The sequence below is a fragment of the Lysobacter sp. ESA13C genome, from assembly GCF_019970005.1.
In the GTDB taxonomy this organism is placed as follows: domain Bacteria; phylum Pseudomonadota; class Gammaproteobacteria; order Xanthomonadales; family Xanthomonadaceae; genus Lysobacter; species Lysobacter antibioticus_B.
In genome coordinates this window covers 269,129-292,268 of record NZ_JAHXYK010000007.1, presented here as the reverse complement: position 1 = coordinate 292,268, position 23,140 = coordinate 269,129, and the positions used below count along the sequence as shown (strand labels likewise).

Annotated in this window: 12 protein-coding genes; 6 read left to right on the top strand and 6 right to left on the bottom strand. The window is 65.6% G+C overall.

The window, feature by feature from the left end; all coding sequences use genetic code 11:
* Positions 1 to 16 precede the first annotated feature (16 nt).
* Positions 17 to 2,233 (top strand): RHS repeat-associated core domain-containing protein, encoded by a 2,217-nt coding sequence (locus tag LC490_RS16130; RefSeq protein ID WP_223620839.1) that lies wholly within the window; start codon positions 17 to 19, stop codon positions 2,231 to 2,233.
* 668 nt (positions 2,234 to 2,901) lie between these two features.
* Here the strand turns inward: LC490_RS16130 and LC490_RS16125 are convergent.
* The gene (locus LC490_RS16125) at positions 2,902 to 3,453 is read right to left on the bottom strand and encodes a hypothetical protein (protein ID WP_223620838.1); all 552 of its coding nucleotides are present in this window, start codon (positions 3,451 to 3,453) and stop codon (positions 2,902 to 2,904) included.
* 326 nt (positions 3,454 to 3,779) lie between these two features.
* Here LC490_RS16125 and LC490_RS16120 point away from each other — a divergent pair, with 326 nt between their 5' ends.
* Genes LC490_RS16120 through LC490_RS16105 form a run of 4 tightly spaced genes read left to right on the top strand, consistent with a single transcriptional unit; the run spans position 3,780 to position 8,195 of the window.
* Complete coding sequence (locus LC490_RS16120; protein ID WP_223620837.1) at positions 3,780 to 4,517, top strand: DUF3348 domain-containing protein; 738 nt, start codon at positions 3,780 to 3,782, stop codon at positions 4,515 to 4,517.
* 1 nt (position 4,518) lies between these two features.
* Positions 4,519 to 6,900: a DUF802 domain-containing protein gene (locus LC490_RS16115; RefSeq protein WP_223620836.1), complete on the top strand. Its 2,382-nt coding sequence runs from the start codon at positions 4,519 to 4,521 to the stop codon at positions 6,898 to 6,900.
* Complete coding sequence (locus LC490_RS16110) at positions 6,897 to 7,529, top strand: OmpA family protein (RefSeq protein ID WP_031371865.1); 633 nt, start codon at positions 6,897 to 6,899, stop codon at positions 7,527 to 7,529. The genes LC490_RS16115 and LC490_RS16110 overlap by 4 nt, the downstream gene beginning before the upstream one ends.
* A 6-nt stretch (positions 7,530 to 7,535) precedes the next feature.
* A complete protein-coding gene (locus LC490_RS16105; protein WP_223620835.1) occupies positions 7,536 to 8,195 on the top strand; it encodes a DUF2894 domain-containing protein in 660 nt (219 codons plus the stop codon).
* Positions 8,196 to 8,242: 47 nt separating this feature from the next.
* Here the strand turns inward: LC490_RS16105 and LC490_RS16100 are convergent, their stop codons facing one another.
* The 5 genes from LC490_RS16100 to LC490_RS16080 all read right to left on the bottom strand — a co-directional run bounded on the left by LC490_RS16100 (position 8,243) and on the right by LC490_RS16080 (position 20,703).
* Positions 8,243 to 8,941 (bottom strand): hypothetical protein, encoded by a 699-nt coding sequence (locus LC490_RS16100; RefSeq protein ID WP_223620834.1) that lies wholly within the window; start codon positions 8,939 to 8,941, stop codon positions 8,243 to 8,245.
* Positions 8,942 to 9,439: 498 nt separating this feature from the next.
* Entirely contained in the window at positions 9,440 to 9,970 is a 531-nt protein-coding gene (locus LC490_RS16095; RefSeq protein ID WP_223620833.1) for a hypothetical protein, read from the bottom strand.
* Between the two features lie 216 nt (positions 9,971 to 10,186).
* Positions 10,187 to 10,999, bottom strand: a complete 813-nt coding sequence (locus tag LC490_RS16090) for a C2 family cysteine protease (RefSeq protein ID WP_031371226.1) — start codon at positions 10,997 to 10,999, stop codon at positions 10,187 to 10,189.
* A gap of 342 nt (positions 11,000 to 11,341) precedes the next feature.
* Positions 11,342 to 19,627: an RHS repeat-associated core domain-containing protein gene (locus LC490_RS16085; protein WP_223620832.1), complete on the bottom strand. Its 8,286-nt coding sequence runs from the start codon at positions 19,625 to 19,627 to the stop codon at positions 11,342 to 11,344.
* A gap of 194 nt (positions 19,628 to 19,821) precedes the next feature.
* Positions 19,822 to 20,703, bottom strand: coding sequence for a hypothetical protein (locus tag LC490_RS16080; protein WP_152566134.1), 882 nt, complete (start codon positions 20,701 to 20,703; stop codon positions 19,822 to 19,824).
* Between the two features lie 912 nt (positions 20,704 to 21,615).
* On the opposite strand from LC490_RS16080, the gene LC490_RS16075 reads away from it, so the two are divergent.
* A complete protein-coding gene (locus tag LC490_RS16075; protein ID WP_223620831.1) occupies positions 21,616 to 23,070 on the top strand; it encodes an HNH/ENDO VII family nuclease in 1,455 nt (484 codons plus the stop codon).
* The last annotated feature ends 70 nt before the right edge of the window (positions 23,071 to 23,140 follow it).

The window sequence follows — 23,140 nt, the reverse complement described above, 5'->3', positions numbered from 1 at the left end:
GAGTCTTACGACGTTGATGCTGTTGCCCCTGCCTGTCGTGGCCGGGACGGAAGTCAGCAGTCGCATTCATTACGACTACGATGAGCTCGGCCATGTCATTGCGGTGCGCGGTGCATACGCTAACAGCCGTCTGATCACTTACACCTACGATGCCAACGGCAACGTCGAGTCGATCACGGAGGGGCCGCAAGGACAGGAGCGCGTCACGATCTATGCCTACGATGCCCTCGATCGGCCGATCTCTACGACCGACGCTTTGCAGAAGATCACCCGATTCGAGTACGACCGCGGCGACAACCTGACCAAGGTGACCGACCCGCGATTAAAAGTAACGGCCTATGCCTACGATGGTTTCGGCCAACTCTTATCGCAGGTCAGCCCGGATACCGGCACGACCGCGTTCGCTTACGACGCCAAGGGCTTGCGGACGTCCATGACCCGCGCCGACGGCCAGGTCACGAACTTTGGTTACGATGGGATGGGGCGGACCACCTCCATTTCCTCAGGCGGGCAGACGCAGGCCTACACCTACGACACCTGCAGCAACGGCAAAGGGCGTTTGTGCGCGGCCGCCGATGCCGCCTCGCGCGGGGTTCTGGAGTACACCTACACCCCTGAGGGCTGGCCATCAACCCGGAAACAAAGGATCGGTACCAGCACCACGGTATTCGATCAGTCTTATACCTATGACGATCTAGGGCGCCTGATCCGTATCGGCTATCCCAGCGGCGTGGTCGTCGACTACGCGTATCAGCACGGCCAACTGATGGGCATGACGGCGACAATTGGGGGCAACACGATCGATGTGGCCACGGGGTTCAGTTATCGCCCCTTCGGTGCGGTGACGGGGTGGACCTATGGCAACGGCTTCAAGCGCAGCCACAGCTACAATGAGGACGGCCAATTGCTGGGGGTAAGTACGGTCGAGGGCTCGGATGTCCGGCAGAGCCTGACCTTCGGCTATAACCAGGCCAATGAAATTACGGCGATCACCAATGCGGCCAATAGCGCGCTGACTCAGGTGTTCACGTACGACAAGCTTTCGAGATTGACCGCCGTGACCGCCAGCGGAGCGGATCAGGCCTTTGCCTACGACGATAATGGCAATAGAACCAGCCACACCTGGGGCGGCCAGACAGATACCTACGCCGTATCGAGTGCGAGCAATAGGCTTCAAGCCATCACTGGAACACGTCCGAAATCGTTCGCATTGGATGCGAACGGTAACGTGATCGCTGGACCGGATGCGACCTATACGTACGACGCATTCAATCGCCTGGGGAGTGTCGCCAGAGGCGGAGTCACCACTAATTATTGGGTCAACGCGCTTGGGCAACGGGTGCGCAAGGATCAAGGCACGGATGCCACGGCGGTGAACTACGTGTACGGGATCGACGGCCAACTCGCCGTCGAGCACAACGCAGCGGCGAATGCTTGGAAGACCTATCTGCGCCTTGGCGGCGAGATCGTTGGCTTGGTCAAGTCGGGCGGCGATCAAGTCTATTCTGTCCACACCGATCATATCGGCCGGCCGGAGTTGATTACCGACGCCGCCCGAACGAACGTATGGAGAGCGAGTAACTACGCTTTTGACCGAGTCGTCACTCTGGATCAGATCGGTGGGTTCAACCTCGGGTTCCCAGGACAGTACTACGACACGGAATCTGGTCTTTGGCAGAACGGCTTCCGCGATTACGACGCCAGTATTGGACGGTATGTGCAATCGGATCCGATAGGGCTCGATGGTGGATTGAATACTTACGCCTATGTGGGAGCGAACCCAATCAGCTTCGTTGATATCAATGGATTGGAAAAAAAATGCATCGACTATGTTGGCGCAGCTTTTGGCGTCGCAGATATGGTGGTGGGAACCGTAGAGGCGGTCGAAGGAACCGCGGGAGTTTTGTTTGGGATATCGACCGGACAGCCGTATGTAGTGGGCGGCAGTGCGGCAGCGGCCGGCACAGGTCTGGCTACGACCTACGATGGTCTGGCGGGTATCGCTACCGCGATCGATGGCAAGGAAAGATCGTCGGCCTTCCATAACGTTGGGGATTTTCTCATGGGACCGCTTGGCTCCTATGCAGGTGATCAGGCCTCCGTCGCAATGACTTTTAAGGGCAAGTTACGCGCATACCGTCAGTTCATACAGCGCCAGGCGACGGGAAGCGAAGCCCTGGAAGTTGCGCGGAATACGGCAGATATGTCGGCGAAACCTTGCAAATGCGACTGAATCAAACGGCAATAAGTTGGGCTAACTTTCCTCCCAGCACAGAAAGAATCCCGGCTTGGCCGGGATTTTTTATTTCTACCTCAGCGAGATCTGATTAGGCCGCTAGCATTCCGAGGCGATGTCCACGCCGTCGACGCAGTCGCAGCGACACCCGCTTGCTTGGCGCGATGCGGCCAATGCAATATGGAGCTACGACTTCGTTACTGTTTGATTGGATGAGAATCCGTGCGCACGTCAGGGCGTCTCCTGCCGATGCGCGAGCCGTGAAACTACAACCCCGCTCTCGTCGGCGTCTAGTTGCCGGGTGCAGTGCCTGACGTTGAGGTCGTCGAACAATGCTTGCACGACGCATTTCTCGTCTGGCGGCAGATTGAGCGACGACTTCAAACAAGAACACGAGGCGTTCGCCCTGTGGCCCGCATTCGTGCAGATCGAACACCGGATCATAGTTCGGCCCGCTACAGCACCGGGCAACTCCGGGTACACGTCACCATATCGTCGTTCACCATGGCGCCGAGCGATACGTTGGGGCTCTGCAGCCGCGCCTGCGGTACGATGGGACCAGGACAAGCCGTTCCCGTGCAAGGTAATGGCTTGCCGCAGGACAGGTTGACCGGAGGCAGATCGCAGACGACGGCTCTCAGGTGTCGTTTGCCTGGTCAGGGGGGCTAGCTGCCTTCGATCTCGGCGACTACGTAGATCTCTCCCGGCTCGCTGGGGTGTTCTTCGATGGTCATGTCGATGGAATGAGCATCCGCGTGCTTCTGGATCGCGGCCACATACTTGTTCGACTTGACGCTCCAAAACCGCAACGTTTCGACGAAGCATTGAGCGCCGTCGGATCCCAGGAGTGTCTGCTCGTAGATCGCTCGGCCTTTGATGCGGCTTTTCCGGGGCATTGGAAAAGTGGAAATGGCATAACTGAGAGGACGATAGAAATCGTCGGGCCGTTCGGACGAACGCAGCCAGGAGCCCTCTCTCGAAACGTACCAACAGTTCGTACATATCTGTCCGCCCTTTTCCCCGATGGCCAGGCAATCGGCTGCCCGACTCCAGACCTCCAGGTTCCTGCTGGGGCGGCCCAGGTCATCTGCAAGTGAGGCCGAGTCGACGAGGTGTCCCTTCTTGCAAATCGGGCAGGCGGAAAATGCATCGCTGGCCAGCAGCGGCACAGACAAGGACGTGAGTATCAATCCTGCGACAAATCGACGTCGATCCATGCGCCTTGTCTCGGAGTCGAGGCATACCGCCTTCGGGGTAGGGGATCATCTCGTGCCTTAGCGGACCGGGCAAGCGAGGGGCTTGCCACGAGCTCACGCCGCCGCAGGTGCGCCAAACCGGCACGTAGAGGCCACCGAAAGCGCTGCGATGGATCATCCTCCGGGCCGCTAGCGCCCTGCCCAGGGCATGGCACACATCATCGTGAATCGGCTGAATCGGCCGCCGGGGCCGTATTCAGGCCTCCGCGGCTGCCCTCCTTCGCGGCTTGTCAAGCGGTGGGGCATTTCCAATTACGTGTAAAATGGCGATCTTTTAGCCAGTAGTAATGATGGAAGCACCCCGACGGGCGACGGTACGTGGCCCGACGTTCATCCGCTCGCTCGCTCGCCTGACGGCTGCAGACCTTCCCCAGCCCACGCGATCGTTGTCGGATCAACTGAGTCTATGGATCGATTGGACTCACGCGGTGGCGTTGTCCACTGCGCTGGACGGCAAGCCGCCCGTGGCGGTCCTCGACGAACGTACCCTGACCCGCATCGACGAAGACGAATGCGTCCGCGTGCGCAACGCCTTGGCGCAGGCCATCGCCGGCGATCGTGCGTTCGGCCCCAGGCCGAGCGGGTCCGGCTTGTCCGCGGCGGAGCAGGCGTTCGCCGAGGAAAGCCTGGATTACCCGTTCTATCGCCAGCGCTATCTGGCGATGCAGCAGGGCATCGAGGCCGGCGTCGGCCGCCTGCGCGAGCGGCTGCGCGCGCGGCTGGCGCTGCGCAGCGACGGCCTGGAGCGGCTCGCGGCGGTGGATACGGTCATGGAACGGGCACTGAGCCGGCGCGAGCGGACGCTGTGGTCGGCCGGGCCGGTCTTGCTCGGCCAGCATTTCGAGCGCCTGCGTCAGGCCGCGGCCGACGCGCAAACCTCGGGCGATACGTCGGCGCCCGCCTCCGACGTCTGGCTGGAGGCGTTCCGCAACGACATGCACAAGGTGCTGCTCGCCGAATTGGATGTTCGCCTACAACCTGCGCAGGGCCTGCTTGCGGCCCTTTGCACCAGTCCCCACGGATAACATGTTCAGAAATTCGCTCTATCCCGTTGTCTTTCTCGCAGGTTTGCTCGCCGTAGTCTGGGTCGGTGCCGGCTACGTCGGTTCGAATGCCCTGGCGCTGTCGGTCGCGATGTTGATCGCCGCCTGCTATCTCGCCGGCGGATTCGAGCTGTACCGCTATCGGCAAGCCACCGCCACGCTGACGCGCGCGGTCGCCGAGTTGTCGGCGCCGCCGTCCAACCTCGGCGACTGGCTCGGGCGCCTGCATCCTTCGCTGCGCAATGCCGCGCGTCTGCGCATCGAGGGCGAGCGCACGGCCCTGCCGGCGCCGGCGCTGACGCCGTATCTGGTCGGCCTGCTGGTGTTGCTGGGCATGCTGGGCACCTTGCTCGGCATGATGACGACCCTGCGCGGCACCGGCCTGGCGCTGCAAAGCGCGACCGACCTGCAGGCCATACGCGACTCGATCGCCGCCCCGGTCACCGGCCTGGCGTTCGCGTTCGGCACCTCGATCGCGGGCGTCGCCGCCTCGGCGATGCTCGGCCTGTTGTCCGCGCTGTGCCGGCGCGAACGCGGCCAGGCGGTGCAAGGCTTGGACCTCGCCATCGCGACGACCTTGCGCAGCCATTCGCAGGTCCATCAGCGCGAGGAGGCCTTCAAGCTGCTGCAGCGCCAGACCGAGACGATGCCGGCGCTGGTCGATCGCCTGCAGGCGATGATGGCGGCCATCGAGCAACAAAGCCTGCTCGCGCACGAGCGCCAGCTCGCCGGTCAGGACGCGTTCCATGCCAAGACCGAAGCGACCTATGCCCGCCTGGCGACGTCGGTCGAGCAGTCGCTGAAGCAGAGCATCGACGAGAGCGCGCGCGTCAACGGCGCGGCGTTGCAACCGATCCTCGACACCACGATGGCGGCGATCGCGCGCGAGACCGCGACGATGGCGGCCATCGAGCAGCAGAGCCTGCTCGCACACGAGCGCCAGGTCGCCGGCCAGAACGCGTTCCATGCCAGGACCGAAGCGGCCTATGCCCAACTGGCGGAGTCGGTGGAGCGGTCGTTGAAAGAGAGCATCGGCGAGAGCGTGCGTGTCACCAGCGCGGTGCTGCAGCCGGTCGTGGAAACCACGATGGCGGCGATCGCGCGCGAGACGGGCGCGCTGCACCAGACCCTCACCCGCGAGACGGGCGTGTTGCACGAGACCGTTACCCGCGAGACCGGAGCGCTGCGCGAGAGCGTGGCTCAGGCCGTGCAGCAGCAGGTCGATGGGCTGTCGGCGGGCTTCGCCACCGCCACCGCCACCGCCGCGGCCAGTTGGAGCCAGGCGCTGCTCGAACAGCGACAGTCCAACGCAGGCCTGATCGAGGAGCTCGGCAACACCTTGCAAGGCTTCAGCAGCCGCTTCGACCAAGGGGCCGCCGGCCTGCTGGAAAGCTTGTCGACGCGTTTCGACGCCAGCACCGGCCAGGCTGCGGACGCCTGGAAACAAGCCTTGTCGCAGCAGCTCAGCGCCAACGACGAGATGGCGGCGCGCAACCAGCAGGCGCTGGTCGCCGCCGCGGCGACGTTCGAGGACCATGCCGTGTCCCTGGTGGGCGCGCTGCAGGATGCGCATAAGCAACTGCAGGACGCGCTGGAATCGCGCGATCAACAGCGCCTGGCGGCCTGGGCCGAGAACTTCGGTTCGATGACCGCCGCTCTGGGCGAGCGCTGGCAGCAAACCGGCGAACAAGTCGCGAGCCGGCAGCAGGAAATCTGCGACACGTTGGCGCGCACCGCGCAGGATATCTCGACGCGGACCCAGGCCCAGGCCCAGGACACGATCGCCGAGATCGCCCGTCTCGTCGACGCCGCCTCGGAAGCGCCTAAAGCGGCGGCCGAGGTCATCGCCGAACTACGCCAGAAGCTGTCCGACAGCATGGTCCGCGACACCGCGATGCTGGACGAACGCAATCGCCTGCTGGCCACCCTGGAAACCCTGCTCGACGCAGTCAACCATGCCTCCACCGAGCAGCGCACCGCGGTCGATGCCCTGGTGGCGACCTCGGCGGATCTGCTCGATCGCGTCGGCACCCGTTTCACCGATCACATCGAAGCCGAGACCGGCAAGCTCGGCACGGTCGGCGCGCAGATCGCCGCCGGCGCAGTCGAAGTGGCCAGCCTGGGCGATGCCTTCGGCGCGGCCGTGCAGTTGTTCGGCGAGACCAACGACAAACTGGCCGAGCGCCTGCAAGGCGTCGAGGTCGCGCTGGACAAGTCGCTCGCGCGCAGCGACGAGCAACTGGCCTATTACGTGGCCCAGGCCAAGGAAGTCATCGACCTGAGCATGCTGGCGCAGAAACAGATCATCGACGACATCCATCGGCTGGCCGACCGGCAGACTTCGGTCGGAGCGCAGGCGGCATGAACGTGGAGATCGACGGCGACGCCGAATCCAACGCGCCGATCTGGGCCGCGTTCGGCGACCTGATGTCGGTGCTGGTCGGCGTGTTCGTGCTGATCCTGGTCGGCGTGATCGGCGTGCAACTGCAGCTTTCGAACAAGCTCGGCGAGGAAGTGAAGCAGCGCCAGCTCGAAGCGCAACGCCGCAAGACCCTGGAGCAGGCGCTGGCCGTGCCGCTGGCGGCGGGCCGGGTGACCCTGATCAACGGCCGCATCGGCATCAGCGGCAGCGTCTTGTTCGCGCTGAACTCCGAGCACCTGCAGCCGGAAGGCCGCGAACTGTTGAAGACCCTCGCCGGCCCGCTGTCCGAATATCTGCAATCGCGCGACGAAATCCTGATGGTGAGCGGCTTCACCGACGACCGCCAGGTGCGCGACGGCAACCGCCAGTTCCTCGACAACTGGGAGCTGTCGGCACGGCGCGCGCTGACCGTGACCCGCACCCTGATCGCCGAAGGCGTGCCCGCCTCGTCGGTGTTCGCCGCCGCGTTCGGCTCCGAGCAGCCGGTGAGTTCGAACGCGCAGGAAGAGGGGCGGGCCAAGAACCGCCGCGTGGAAATCGCCCCGATCCCGAAGCCGTCCAAGGCGACGTGACACGCCGTGAGCCGTAATCCTCCACTGCAGGCCCGGGCGATGCTCGATGCCTGGCGCGAACAGGGCGCCGATCGCATGAGCCCGATGCGCTTTCGTCGCATCGATGCCCTGGCGCGCCGTGCCGCCGCCCATGGCGGCGAAGTGCGGCGTCTGCTCGATGGCCGTTTGGCCGAACTGATCGGCGCCTACGCCGGCGATCTCGAACAGGCCGCGTCCAAGACCGTAGGCGCCGGTGCCGCATCAGCGGATGCATGCGCTGGTGCCGGCTTGAGCAGTCTGGTCGACTACATCGCCGATCGGGCCACGCTGCGCGATGGCCTCGCAATCGGGGGGGCTTCAAGCGGCGCATCGTTTCCCGAGCTCGGCGTGCTCGATGAGTTCCGTACGCTGTGGTCGAAGCTCCGCGTCGAGAGTCAGTTGCGCCAGTCGCTGGAGCAGTCGCCCGCGAATGCCGGTCCGCTCAATTCCGGCAGGCTCGTGCACCGCTCGCTGACCCTGATGAGCGAGCTGTCGCCGGGGTACCTGCAGCAATTCCTGGCCTACGTCGACGCCCTGACCTGGATCGAGCAGATGAGCGACAGCGGCCTGCTGGCCCTGGAAGACACCCAGCGCAGCGGCAGCGGCAGCAAACGCGTGCGGGAAAAGCCGCGCAAGCGGCGCGAGTGAGCGCGGCTCGGGTCGCAGCTATCGGCGGCGCGGTGTACCGGCGGAGTTCAACGCCCACTGCCTGATGCAGGCGCCGAGGCGCCGCGGTTCGGGCGGAGCCGCTTCCGGATCGCGACGAAACCGAGGCGCAGCGCAGCCGACAGACCCGCGAACAAGACCGCGAAGATGCAGGGCAGGATCGCGCCGAAGGTAAAGGTCATGCCCGCGACGAAGCCGAGCATGCACTCGGCGCGATAGATCGGGGCGATGATCGCCAGCGGCAGCAGGCCGAAGAAGATCGCTTTAGTGATGTCGGTGGCGCCGAGCTCGAAGCTGGTGGCCAGGGCCGCGCCGTACGCCAACGACGCGACCAATCCGACCCAGATGCTCCGGCGCGCGCCGGGACGATTACGGAGCCGGACGCCGAAAGCCCAGCCGAGCGCGGGCAGGATGATCAAGCCGAACCAGTTGGAGATCTCGGGCAGGTCGGCCCGGTTCAACACATGATGGCTGCGTACGCCGCCATCGAAGTATTCGAAGCCGAGGTGCATGCCGGCGAAGGCCAGGGCGGCGAGCGCTCCGGCCAGCGGCAGGCGATAGGAAGATGTCATCGGTGCGGCCTCATCGACTGAACGCCGACGAATATCCTCCCAGAGCCGTTGCCGGGCCATAGGTAGGAAGTGGGCATGACCATCGGTTGGGGCCGCGGTGCCCGGTTGCCGCGCCGCGAGACAGAAGCTGAGACCGCGGATGTCCAGGAGCAACAACGCCGATGTCATTCATCGAAGTGGCGTGTTTTCGCGGGGGTAGGAGCGGCGCAAGCCGCGACCGCGCTGTAACGGGTTTGCGGCGTTTCGCTCAAGCAAGATCAATATCTAGATCAAACGATAAGAGCTTCCGCCACTAAAGCGGCGGGTTACTTTCTTTTGTCATAAGCAACAAAAGTCCGTCTGGATTCCCTTCGGTCAAAGGTAACCAAAGAAAAATGCTTTTCTTTGAATCAAGGGCCCGCACGAGCGATGCATACGCAGGGCTTTTTCATACGGGACATCCATGTCCCGATGAAAAACGGCCCGCATCCTTGCGGGCCGCCCTCCGGGTCTTCGTCTGCCTTCGCGAGTCTTAAGCTACGCACAGCAACAGCAACAGCAACAGCAACAGCAACAGCGACAGCGACAGCCAAAGAAAAGGCCCGAGCCGAAGGCTCGGGCCTTTGCAGGCAGCTCACTGGCGACCGCAAGCGCGCGGTCGCCTACGGCTTCGAATCAGGGCTGGACGAGTTCGACGAAGCCCAGCATCTCGCCGGCGCGCGGTTGCAGGCGCACGACGCGCAGCGAACCGGTGTCGAGCTTCAGCTCGCCGTCGCGGGCGATGTCGTGGCGGTGGACCTTGACGGCATCGACCACGTCGCGCGGATGCAGCTTCGGCCAGGTCTCGACGCTGACGTTGTCGCGATCGAGGGCGACGATGCGCAGGGCCTGCTCGCCGATGACCAGTTCGCCGCCTTCGACCAGGACCAGCGACTTGTTCGCGGGTGCATCGATGCCCGGCGCGCTGAATTCGACCAGCGACACGTTGTCGCGCTGGCCGTCGTTGCCCACGTCCTGCACGCGCAGGAAACCGCCGGCCACCGGGAATACGTCCGAACGCTTGAGCTTGAGTTTGCCGAGCCAGCGCTTGTCCTCGCTCCATACGTCCAGGCGCACGTCATGGCGGTCGAAGACGTTGACCAGGCCGAGTCGCGTAGTGCTGTGCGAGGCGGTGCGGCCCTGGATGATCTGGATGCTGTCGCTCATGCTGGCTCCTGCCTTCTTGGCGGCGTGTGGATACTCGTGCGCGTCGACGCGGGATAACAGCGCAAGACCCAGTATCGCGGCCGTGACGGCCAGGAAAAGTCTGTTGTTCATCTGCGTGATCGCCTGGATGGGAACGGCAACGGCATGTAAGCACTTGGCCCAGGAACGCGCAAGCCGCACGGGTGTGCGGCTTGCGCGCGGATTCAGCAGGGGTGCTTACTTGGTCGGCGTCGAATTCACTTCGTGGTACAGCTTCTGGTAATCGCTGTACGGCATGTCGACGTCGCTGTGTCCCCAGGGATTGTCGAGCTTGATGCGGGTGTTGCCGTCGGCGTCGGTGTAGACGTCCTCGACCCGGTAAGCGTGACCGCCGACCGCGCCGTAGTCGGCGGCCAGCTTCTTCTGTTCGTCGTTCCAGCCGTCCGAGCCGGCGGTCCAGGCGACCACGGCATCGCCGTTCTTCAGCTTGTCGCTGAGCTCGCTGGAGTCGTACTCGGACGGGCTTTCGGTGCTCGAGTCGCGGCCCAGGATGGCTTCCTGCACGTCGGCCGGGCTCTCGCCGTCGTCGTAGGTCTTGTAGCCGCCATCGGCATACTGCGCGTAGGCCTTCTCGATGATCGCCGGCCACACTTCGCCCTGACCGTCCTTGCCCATGTCGCCGATGTCGGCGGCCTTGCCGTCGAACGGGCCGGCGACGGTCACTTCCTTCTTATCCCAACCGGAGCCGATGCCGAAGAAGCCGTTGTCGTATTCCTTGAAGGTGACGGTATAGGTGCCGTCGCCGTTGTCGCGGATCATGTTCTTGAGCACGTCCGGGTTCTGCGCCGCGATCGACTTGATCGTCGACAACACCGCGCAGCTGCCGTAGCCGTCCTGATTGACGTCGTTGGGATCGATGGCGTTGCTGTCGCCCTCGCCTTGCACGAACGGCGTTTCGGTGGCGTTGGCCTTGGCGGCCTTCTCGTGATCGATTTCGGCCGGCAGGTTGACCGGCTGGTAGGCGTAGAAATTGGCGTTGCTCAGTTCCATGAGTCTGCTCCGGGGGAAGCTGTCGAGGATTCCGGCGCAGGTTACGTAATGATGAAGGCTCGCAAAACTAGGGCCTACCCCAGTAGGGATTGCCCCAGGATGCGTTGCCGACGCGCGCCGGATCGACGATGAGTCGGTGCGCCGTGCAGCGCTCGTTTCTGCCGCGAATCGCCCGCGGTGCTTGCGATTCGGCGACGCGGGCCAGGGGCCGCGCGACTGCGGTAAGCATCGATGCGGCGGATAGGGAGCGCCGCATCGGCGAACGCCCGCGGCGCCGATGCCCGCGATGGAGACTGCCGCCGAACAGGGAGTATCGCCGGTCCCTGTTCGGCGCGGCCGAGATCAGCCGCCGCCCGATTGGCCGCGGCCCTTGGTGGCGGTGGCGACTCCCCACACGGCGTAGCCCGATGCCAACAGCCAGCCGCCGGCGATGTAGCCGACCACGGCTTCTTGCGTCGTGGCGAGTTTCTGCGCGCTCTGCAGCAGGTTGTTCCAGGAGTTGCTGGCCTTGACCAGACGGCTGGACTCGCTGGTGATCGCGCTGTTGGCGGGGCTGAGGCTGGTGAAGCCGTTGTACATGCTCACCGCGGCGCCTTCGACCATGCCCTCGGCCGCGCTCAGCAGCACGTCGCTGGCGGTGATCTTCTTGCCGGTGACGGCATCGGTGATGACCTCCGAAACCGCCGAGCCGACGAACCCGGTCGCGGCGCGGGTCAGGGTGCGGAAGGCGATCGTCTTGGCCGTGCCCCAGGCGGCGGCATCGCCCATCGCCGCCGGCATCGACGCCAGGCCGTTGAACCCGCCGGTGACCGCGCCGCTGAGCGCGCCGACGCCCATCGCCGAGAAAAAGCCTTTGGCGGTGAAGTCGCGGCCGTGCATGGCGTCGTACTCCAGCCCCTGCATGCCGGCGCCGGAGATGGCGCTGGACGCGGAATTGACGACCACGCTGAGCGCGTTGCGGGCCACCGCGGTGGCGGTCTTGAGCGGGACCGAGGCATCGACGGCATCGGCGCCGGCGCCCGCGGCGACATCGGTGGCGCCGCCGGCGCCGGCCAGGTCGATCTCGGCATCGATCGCCTCCGGCGCGGCGGCGCCGTCGGTCACCACGCTGAGCGCCAGTCCGCCCACGGCGACGGCGACCATGGCCACGCCGATGCCGACCTGGGCCCACAGCGAGATGTTGCCGGTCGGGTCGACGTAGTTGAGCGGGTTGTCGCTGGCGAACAGGTAGGGGCTGGCGAACTGGCGCGCCGCATCCGGGGCGAGGAAACGCATCAGCGACGGGTCGTACAGGCGTGCGCCGAAGTCGTAGAGACCGCTGTCGGAGTCGTATCGCTTGCCGGCGAACAACAGGTTCCACTCACTCGCAGCGGAGCTCGCACTGGACAACACCGCGCCGAACGGCGCGTAGTCGAATGCGTGCTGTGCGTTGCCGGCGGCGTCGAATACCGCCCAGACGCTTTGCTGATAATCGTTGACCGGATAGCGCAGGGCGCCGTCGTGCACCGCGACCAGTCCGCCCGGACCCCAGACGCAGACCTGCAGCGCGTCGCCGTTCCAGACCATCAGCGGGGCCGAGCCGGCGCCGTAGAAGCAGATCTGGCGCGTGGCGCCTTGTTGCCGCAGCGCGCAATGGTTGTTCATGCCGCGTGCGTAGCGGATGGTGTCGAAACCCGGCGAGGCGACGGTTGCGGTCGAGAACAAGCAGGGGTCGTAGCCGATGTCCAGGCCGCGCCATTGCGAGGGCGCGCCGTCGGCGTGGTACTGGAAGGCCGCGGCGGGGCCGCTGCCGAAAGTCGCCGCGGCCAGCCGGTTGTTGCCGGGGGTGCACGGTGTCGACAGCGTTACCCCATCGGCGGTGGAGGCCCAGATGTTGCCGTTCGCGTCGATGCTGTCGATGCTCAGGTTGCCGGTGTCGCCCGACACCACCGTGGCCGTCGCCAGGCGTTGCTGGCCGTCGTAGACGTAGTTGGTCTGGCGCGTGCCCGTAGCGATCGCGGTGGCCAACTGGGTGGTGCGCTGTTGCACCAGGCGGTCGGGGGTGTAGCTGAAGGATTGCGCGAATGCGACCGCGCCGCCGACGCTGGCCTGGTGCAGGGTCACGCAGCCGGGCGAATCGTAGTTCCACAGTTCCGACAGCGCGCCGCGGACCGCCGTCTGCAACTGGCCGTTGGCGGTCCAGGTGTAGCGGGCGATGGCATCGGGCGCGTCGGGGGTGCCGATCGAGACGATGCGGCCGAGGTCGTCGTAGACGTAGACGATGGCCGGCAGCGGCGCGCCGTCGGGCAGGTCGATGCGCACCACTTCGTTGAGGTTGTTGTAGGCGAAGCCCACCGTCGCATCCTGGCTCGCGGCGCCGTCGATCTGCAGGCGCGCGGTGATCGCGCGACCGAGCCCGTCGTAGCTCCAGGACTCGACCACGGTGCAGGCGCCCAGGCCATCGCCGGGATCCGGGTTATAGGTGGTCGTTTCCACCAACTGCCCGAGTGCATTGGGGTCGCTGCCATCGCCGTCATAACGATAGACGCGTCCGGGCACGGCACCGTCGGCCGCGGCGGGCCAGGCGGGGTCATCGAGGTAGGGGCTCAACGCGGCCGGATCCCAGGCCGCTTCGAGCACGCCTTCTTCGAGCACGCGGCCGAGCGAGTCGTAGCGGCGATACAGCAAATACTGTTGACCGGAATCGAGCGCAGGCTGGACGAACCGCAGTTGGCCCTTGCCGTTGTAGAGCACCTGGGTCTGGCCGGTGTCGGAGTCCTGATAGCTCGCCACTTGTCCGAGCGGATCGACCACGGTGGTGCGCACATAAGCGCTCGGGTCCGATTGCGGCGCCGTGGTGAATGCGTTCGGCAGTTGCAGCGAGATCGTCGTCGCCGCGGCGCCGGCATCGGCATAGCCGGGCAAGGCGAGGCTCTGTCCGGCCTGCTGGCCCGACTGCCCCGATTGCACCATCGCGGTCGCGCGCTGGCTGGTGTCGACCAATTGCCGCGCGCTGTATCCGCCGGGCGAGAGGCTGGTGGTCGCGTAGAAACTTCCCGGCGGAACCGGATCGGTCACAGTGCTGGCGCCGTAGGCGGTGCGTATGGTCTGGCGCTGCGATTCCGGAATGCTGAGGAGGTCGTGGATGGCCAGTTGCAATCCCGGCTGGCCGCCCTCCACCGCGCGCGAGGTCGCCGCCGTTTCGTAGCGCGAGCCGTAGTACGGATAGCCTTGATCGTTCGAGCGCGTGCCGCCGTTGTCGCTTTGCCCGGCGTAGTAATCGGCCACGTCGCCTTGCATGAGCCAGCTGTCCGAGGTTGCCGCAAGGAAGGCCGCGACATCCAGGAAGGCGGGCCGGTAGGTCAGCATCGGCGCCTGCGCGCCGCTGCCGAAGCTGCCCGGTGCCGCCTTGGTGCCGGCGAGCAGACGGTCCAGCCCGTCGTACACGGAGGCGGCGACGAGGCTGTCGCCGCCGTTGCGCTGCTGGGTCTGGCGCAGCCGCGCGGCGCCGTCGTTGTACGTCAGCAGCGTGCGTGGATCGGCGCCGAATCCGAGTTGGCTGATGCGCAGCGCGTTGGGGCCGGTGTCGAACGCGAACCCTTGCGCGGGTGTGGTGGCGGCGGCCGCGCTGAACACCACTTGGCCGTCGACGAAGAACAGGGATTGGCCGCCGCCGAGCAGCAGCAACCATTGCCGGCCCAGGCCCGGCGCCGATGCCAGCGGCGCGGGCCCCGCGCTGCCGTCGGCCAGCGTCCAGGTCCAGCCCGCGGCGGCGCTCCAGGCGATGCGTTCGCCGCCGCCGAATTGCAGCGCCAGGGTGCCGGCGGGCGCGGCCAGGGGCTTGAGTTCGATGAAGAAGGCCACCGAGTCGGGCTGGTTTCCGCCCTGCCAGGTCAGGGTCGCGGGCGTGGTGTTTTGTTTCAGCAGGGTGCCGTTGCTGCATTGCCAGTCGGCGGCATCGCTGGGCGCCCAACGGGTCTGCCAATCGTTGCCGTTGCGGAAGGTTTCGGTGTTGCCGCCCTGGGCGAACTGCAAGGTGAGTTCGCAATTGGGGCTGGCGTCGTCGAAAACGTCCTCGGCATTGCCCAGGCGCGACAGGAAACGCAGGTCCAATTCCTGCCATTGGCCGTCGGCACCGACCGCGCCGAGGGTCTGGGCGAAGCGGTCGTAACGGATGAAATCGCAGGCGCCGGCGAGGTTCATGCTCGCGAGCAACAGCCGCGTAGAGGCCTGCCAGGATTGCACGGTGATATCGCAGCCCACCGGAATCAGCAGCACGCCGTCGAGCAGTACCGCGCCGTTGCCTGGATTGGCGATCGCCAAGCCGACGCTGTCGCAGCCCTGGGGCAAAGCGACGATGTCGCTGAGGTAGCTCCATTCGCCCTGGGTGTCGGGCAAATCGAAGGAAGACGAAGTCGCGCCCGCGGTGACGGTGATCGCGCCGCTGCCGCCGTCGTAACCGGGTGCGGTCAGATAGCGCAGCGCGAACCGGTAAGCGGTTCGGCCAGCGCTCGGCGTCACCGTGGTGGAGACGCTGCCGGCGACCGCCAGCGACAGGCTTTGTTCGCCGAGCCAGGCTTGTTGCGGATCGGCCTGCGTGCCGCTCAACTGCCAGCCATCGGTGCTTTCGTACGTCTGGAAGCCGCACCAGGCGCACTCGCCGGCGACGGCGCCACGGAACACGGCGATCGGCAGGCCGTCGCCATCGGCGGAATAGGTGGTGGCACTGGTGACGCCTGCACCGTCGGCGTTCTGCAACACCGTGCCGTCGGCCGCGCGCGTCTGGATCAGGCTCAGCGCCTGCCAACCCGCCGGTATCTGTCCCGGCGTCCAATCGGCGAACGGAAACGCATCGCTGCCGGCGGTCCAGCCGAAATCGGCGGCTTCGGCGAGCGTGCTCACGCCATCCCACAGCGTCGGCCAGGTCGACAACGCCATCGCCGAGACCGAGGTGGTGACGCCTGCCTGGGTGGTGCGTTGTTCGATCTTGGAGGTCAGATCGTTGAGCGTGCAGCTGACCGCATAGGCGTCGCAGGCATAACGGTAGTCGATGGTGTCGACCTCGCTGTTGCCGGAGCCGTCGACGACGCTGGACTGGACGCTGACCGGTTGGCCGGAATAGGGCGCGGACAGACCCGCGGGGACATAGGAGGTGGTCCGGCTGGAGGCCACGCCGTCGGCCAGTTTCTGCTGCGCGGTCTGCACCACGTAGGCGCCGTACAGCGTTCGCACCGGCACGCCCGGATCGGTCGGGTCGCCGGCGCGTTGCACATAGGCGGTCCATTGATTGGTGATCGAGCCGACCTCGCTGCCGCTCGCGTCGAGCGCGGTCACGCTGTAGAGCAGGCCGTCGAGCATGCCGTACCAGTCGTCGCCGGTGACGATCTGGTTGCCGTTCAAGTAACGGCTGACGACGCAGCCGTTGGCGCTGTCGGCCGCGTCGCCATCGGGATAGACCGTGGATTGGTAGTACTTGACGATGCTGCCGGTGGCGTCGCAGGCGGCGCTGCTCGCATCGAACACGTAGGCCGTGGTCGAAGACTCCGACAGGCCGTCGTCGAGGGCGATGCTGCCGACCGGCCAATCCTGGATCGGGCCGAGAATGCCGTTGCCGGCATAGCGATTGAGGTTGACGCTGGTGGCGGCGTCGAGGCTGCCGGCGCTGCCCGGATAAGTGAAGAACGCCATCGGCCCGCCGGGCCAGGTGCCGGCGCCCTCGCCCTGCTGTTGCGCGGTCCACATCGCCTGTTCGCCGAGCACCTGGGCACCGCCGAAGACTGCGCCGTTGCGCAACACGAAGGCCGAGGTGGCGCTTGCGGTGCCGCCCGGAACGCCCTGGTCGTAGAGCGAGCAGGCGATGAAGGTCGGTCCCTGGTTGAGCAGCGAGGCCGAATTGAGCACATACGGGCCCTGCCCCGGCGCCGCGGTGTCGATCAGGGTTTGCAGGTCGGCGATGCTGGTGGCGACGGCGTCGCCCCAATCGGTGGCGACGCCGCGGAAGAACAGCTGGGTGCCGATCGCCAGATAGTCCGGACTGCCGGCGCCGACCCAGTTGGCGGTCGCGGCATGGCTGTTCGGAATGCTGAGTCCGCCGACGCTGGCGGGTGCGCCGAAGGCGTCGGCGGTGGGGTCGTAGCCGAGCACCTGCGCCGAGGGCATGCCATTGCTCTGCACCAACACCTGCACGACGTAGTCGGGGCCGTAGCCGTAGCGCTGTTCGGCGTTGGTGGTGCCCACCGGCACCATCGCGCTGTTGATCGACCAGCTGGCGCCGTCGAAGCGGGCCACGTTCGCGGCCACGCAGACCATCGAATTGGCGACGGTGGTCGGTGCCCACGAGGTCGGGTGCTGGGCGGAAAAATTATCCGTGCACGAGAACTTCGTCGCCGGCTGGGCGAACTGGTATTGATCGTTCCACTGCACCAGCCACAGGTCGTAGTTGTTGCGGTTGGTGCCGGCGACCAACAGATGCGAGATCGCCAGCAGGGAGGCGTCGCCGGCCAGCGCGATCGAATCGATGCTGGAGATGGAGAAGCCGAGTGCCAGCGGCGTTGCCGAGTGCCACTGGCCGCTGGCGTCGAGCCAATCCAGATTGACGTTGGCGCCGATGTCCACGCTGGCGACGTAGTCGTGGCCGCTGGCGAACCAGCGGTAGCTCAAGCCGGACTGCTGCTGGTAGTTCCAGTTCTGCCCCGGCCAGTACCAGCTGAACCTCACCGTATCGCAGGTCTGTTTGGCGGAGTTGGACTGCACCGCGAAGGCGAAGGAATCGCCGGCCAGGATCTGCACGCTGCCGTTGCTGTTGTTCCAGCTCCAGGTCGGCGAGTTGAGGCCGCCCGAGCCCTGGCCGCCCGAAGCGGCGATCCATCGGCCGGGGCTCGCCATGTCCTGGCGGAACAAATGCAGATTGGTGGTGGTGCTGGTCAGATACGAAACGGCGATGAAGTCCTGGCTCGCCTGCACCGACAATCGGTTCGAGGTGGTCTGCCCCTGGCTACCGTCGAGCAGCAGCGGCGAGTTGCCCTCCGGCGGCCACACCGTCCATTGGCCGTTCCAGGTGTAGACCTGCATCGACAGACTGCCTTGGCCGTCGTTGCACCACAGCACCACGGCGTAGTCGGGGCCGAACCACACCCGCGCGTTGGAACCGTTCGGCATCTGCGGCGGCGGGCCGGCGGGCAGGGTGCGGTCGCAGATCGCCAGCGCTTGCTGGGTGTACTCGTAGCTCGCGCTGCCGCCGCTGGGCCAGACGATGCGGTTGAGCGCGCCGAGATTGCCGTCCGACCCGCCGTCGAGCACGTAGCCGTAGCGATAGCCCGGCAAGGAGTCGCCGTCGGCGTTGCTGAGCGTCATCGAAGTGAGCAGGCGCTTGCAGGTATCTCCGGAGGTGCCTGCGACATTGGCCACCGGCGAGCCGGGCAAGGGCTGGTACTCGAACTCGACCGCGAACAACGGCGCGCCGCTCGGCTGCAACACGTCGATGGATGCCAGATACAAGGTCTCGTAGCAGTCCTGGAAACCGTTAGGGTCGGTATTGGGGACAGCCTTGTGCGGGTCGTCGTACTCGCGAGGGCTGGAAGGCGTGGCATCGCTCCACAGTTTTTGCCCGTAGTTGAACACCACGCTGCGGCCGAACACGTCGTTGATCAGGCCGAGGTAGCAGGCCTTGGTGTAGGGCTTGCCGCCCTCGGCCACCAGTTGTTCGACCTGGTCGAGCAAGCCCGCGGCGTTGCGCTCGAAACAGTTGTACGCGTAGGTCACCGACTCGCCGAAGATGCTGTAGACGCGCTGCAGGTGCCAGGCGCGGGCGAACTGGCGCTGGCCTTGGGCGAGGCTGCTGTTGCCCTGCCACAGCGCGTGACCGTTGGCGTCGGTCCACTGCACGCCCCATTCGATGCTGTTGCCGGCGCTGGTCGCGTAGCCGGCGTCGGTCGCGGCGACGCCGCCGCCGAACGACATGCGCTGGCCCGAATCGTTGGTGACGCACCAGCGCTCGTAGCGAGGGTAATACAGCACCTTCCAGAATCGGTAGCTGGCCAGTTGGTAGGCCTCGCCGCCGTCGGCGGCGACTAGGGCATCGCCCAGGCTGAGCGCGAACTCCTGCTCCAGCGCATCGTCCTGCAAGGTCCACGCATCGTTGCCGTCGACGACGACCACGGCCGTGGCGGACAAGGGCAATCCGCGCGAGACGAACTCGTTGCGGATCGCCGCCGGCACGGCCTGGCCGCCCTGGAGCTGGGAGGCCAGGGTCGGGTCCATGGAGAACAACGGCGGTGCGGTCGGGTCGAACACGATCGCGCTGGCGTTGCCGCTCACCGACAAGGTGTAATTGCGCTGGCCCGGGGTGGGGCAGTTGCCGTCGTCCATGCGGATCTGCGCCAACGGCAGCGTCCAACCCATGCCGAGCACGCCGGTGGGCTGGTCGCGGTTCCAGGTCATCGCCTGTTGATTGACGTTGCTCTGGTACTGCATCGTCAGCTGGATCTGCAGGCCGTCGTTGTTGCTGCGCCCCGGCAGCGAGAACAGGTCCTGGGTGTAGTTCACGTCGCCGCGAAACAGGTTGACGCTGTTCTTGAGCACGCCGACGCTGCTGGCGTCCATCTGGAAGGTGCGAATGCTCGGTGCGCTGGTGCCGGACGGACTGGCCATGGTGTTCTCCCTGGAGGTGCGCGCGGCCAGCGTTCGCGGCGTGGCGCGAGACGGTTTCGGTTAGTGCGTGGCGGGCGAGGCGACGGCCGGTGTGCTGTCCGCAGACGCCCTGCAGTGAGTAGGGCGCCTGCGGCGGGCCGTACGAGCTGTCGTCGCGAACGGCCGCTCGGCGCGCGCGTGGCGCGCCGCGGATCTCACGAGATGGTGCTGGTGTAACCGATGATGATGCCGCTGGCGTAGCTGTTGCCGTCGCTCTGGTGATTGCCGCTGTTGTCCTGCATCCAGGCCGAACCGTTGACCTCGGCATAGCCCTGGCCGGAGTTGCCCAGGATCAAGCCGGCGCCGAACGAGCGGACGTTGTGATCGGTGCTGCCATTGAACTGCACCTGGAAGCCGGTGAGCAGCAACAGGAAGCTGTTGTAGTTATTGTTGAATGAAATCCGCGTATCGCTGGAATCGTTCTGCAGGTTCGGCAGGGTGACCGCTTGGATGTTCAGCGAGGAATCGCAATTGACGATCAGGCCGCCGTCGACGGTCGCGGTGGATACGTTGTTGCCGTGGCCGTCGTACATCGAGGCGGCGGAGGTCACCGCTACGCCGTTGGAGGATGTCGATACGCCGGCGCGCGCGGCGATGTGCAGGATCTGGTGATTCGAGTTGCCGTACGACAGATCGAAGCCGGCCAGCGCCGCGGTGTCGATCAGCGTGGTCGTGCCCGGGATCGGATAGGACTGGCTGCTGCTGCCGTTGGACACGCCGTCGACGTTGGTGAACAACAGTTGCGAATCGGCCGCGCCGGTCCAGGCCAGCGCCACCAGTTCGATATAGGAATCGTCGACGTCCATGCTGTTGCCGCTGGAGTCGACCAAGGTCGCGTCGACGTTGACCGACAGCTGTTGCCCGCTGGCGCTCGGCGACAGGCTGATGCTGGCGGTGCGGATCCAGTGATCGCTGCTGGTGCCGTAGCTGAGGTTGAACGAGCGGATGCCCACCACGTAGGCGGCGATGTTGTTGGCGAACTGGTGGGCGAAGGTCTTGCCGGGGCGCACGGTTCCGGAAGCGATCTCTAAAGCCATGGGACTCTCCTTGGCAGGGGCGGCCCTCGGCGAGGGCCGCGTTCACGCTGTGTGGAAAACAAGCGATTACCGCACCGGGATCGGACGCTGCTCGGGCGGTAGGAGACAGGCGCAATCTCCATGCATCGGGGATCGGCGCCGGACGACGGTTGCAACGGCGGTTGGCTGTCGGATCCTCCGCGGGCCGGCGATTGTCAAGGTGAAACGCCGCCGCAACGGCGAGGCGGCCATGGTCGCGCCAGCGGGATTCGAAACTGCAAGCGATTCACCGGAACGAACTTGCGTTCGGTCAAATATCGGGCGAATCGGTGGGCCGCGAAGCGACGTAATCCGCGTTTGCGGCAGGCGACGAGCGGTCGAGTAATCGCAAACGCTCGCATCGATTCTGGTCGATACGCTCGACGACAGCGACGAAAAATCCGATGGCGGTGAGCCGGGAAAGCGATTCGCTATCGTTGTCTCGTGCGCTCGTTTCCGCGGTGCCGGCGTGTGCTCGAAACGATGGCCATTCGACCGGGTGAAGGTCGACGCCGCGAAATGACGGCCGTGATTGAGGCACTGATGGATGCCGATGGTCTACGTTGTCGCGCAAGCAAATCCCTCGCGCTGACGAAGCGGTCGACCTCGTGCTTGCGTCGGGCGCTTGCCCCTTCTTCAAAGGGGGCAATGGATTGCGCGCTCGTTGTTGAATACGCCTTTGCAGGCGTAGCCGCACGCGGCGGCCGCTGCCCATTCAGAAACGCCGGACCGCGAGTGCCGAGACCTGCGGCCAGCAAGCGCTCACCGCGTCGATGGCGGACGTTGGCCGGCCTGCGCTCGGTTTTGCGTAATTGAGGTCGTTCAGCTGTGGCCGGGGCCTGCGCCCGGTTCGCGGCGCGGGCGCTGGGGCGCCCCCCGACCAGGAGAGGCGAGATGGGCTTTCGATTAGAAGAAAAGACCTTGAGCAGCGGCGAAAAGGTCACGCTCGTGCATTGGGAAAACGAGTCGCCGACCAAACACGGGGACACCTTGCAGAACCGGACCTGGAAGGACAGCGATACGCGCTCCGGCCTCGGTTTCTACGACTCGACCTCGGAGTACATGCACAACGACTGGGCGCAGAAAAACATGTCGCCGCAGGGCGTGACCGTGCCCGACGCCGGTTCGTTGCTGCTGTACCACCATGCCGAGACCGACACCTGGCACAGCGCGGATGCCTTGGATATCGACCATGTCGATCAATGGAAGGACCACTTCGATACCTTGAAAGTGGCCAGCCACGCCGACGCGCACATGGCCTACAACGACACCAGCAACCTGCGCCTGCTGCCGGCGCCGGTCAACCGTGCGCGCGAGGCCGCGTTCCGGATCCTCGAAGAACACGGCGCCGATTCGCCGCAGTGGCAGGGCTGGGTCGAGAAGCGCTTCGGTTTCGATGCCGACGCCGACCGCCCCGGTTTCGATCCCGACAACGACGGCGCCAAGCGCAAGCGCACGACCATGGAGCAGCCGTGGTCGGCCGACGACGGCCGCAAGGGCCTGAGTTTCGACGCTGCGGTGTTGGGCAAGTGGTATGAGTCGAAACTGGAGGAGTCGCATGTCGACACGGTGACCTTGAAGAGCCCGACCAGCGGCAAGATGGTCCCGGTGCCGCTGTTCTACTGCGCCGCCTCCGGACAGTTGTGCACCCGCGACGCGCTGGATATCGACCACGAGATTCCGTTCGAGCTGCTTGCCAGGAAGATGGAAGAGCACGGCGGACCCGACGGGCTCAGCAAGGCCGACGCGCTGGACGGCTACAACGAGACCAGCAACCTGCGTCTGGTCGGCCGCAGCGTCAACAGCTCGCACGAATACGAGATGAGCGAGGATGGCGGCTACCGCGACGACGAAGAGCCCGAGCAGCCGGGAGAGTTCGACGGTCTGATCGCCAGCGACGACGAAGACGAGGAGCTGTCGGCCGAGACGATCAGCGAGTTGCAGTCGCTGGGTCGGAACTATCGGGTGCCGGAGACGCGGGTGGACCAACCGGGCCATCGCGACAACGATCTGTACCAGCAAGCCTTGGGCTGCCTGGAGAACTCGAACGTGGGCCAGGGCATGAGCGAATCCGAACGCAAGAACGCCGCGGGCACGCTGACCTTGGCGGCGAAGAATTTCAATCTTGCCTGCATCGACGCGGTAGCGACCGACAACCAGGACAGGTCCAAGCTGTTCGCGATCGAAGGCGATCCCCGAAACGCCAACTACGTCTGGGTGCCGGTCGAAGGCGCGAAACAGCAGAGCCTGGAGCAGAGCACCGTGGGCTTGAACCAGTTGGCCTACGAGCGCGAGCAGCAGGGCCAGCAGCAGACCCAGCAGCGGACTCAGAACGCGATGACGATGTGATAGTGCGAGGGTAAGGCGGCCCGGCAAGCCTCGGTGCGGTCGCATCGAGGCCGCGATGCCCCGGCATGCC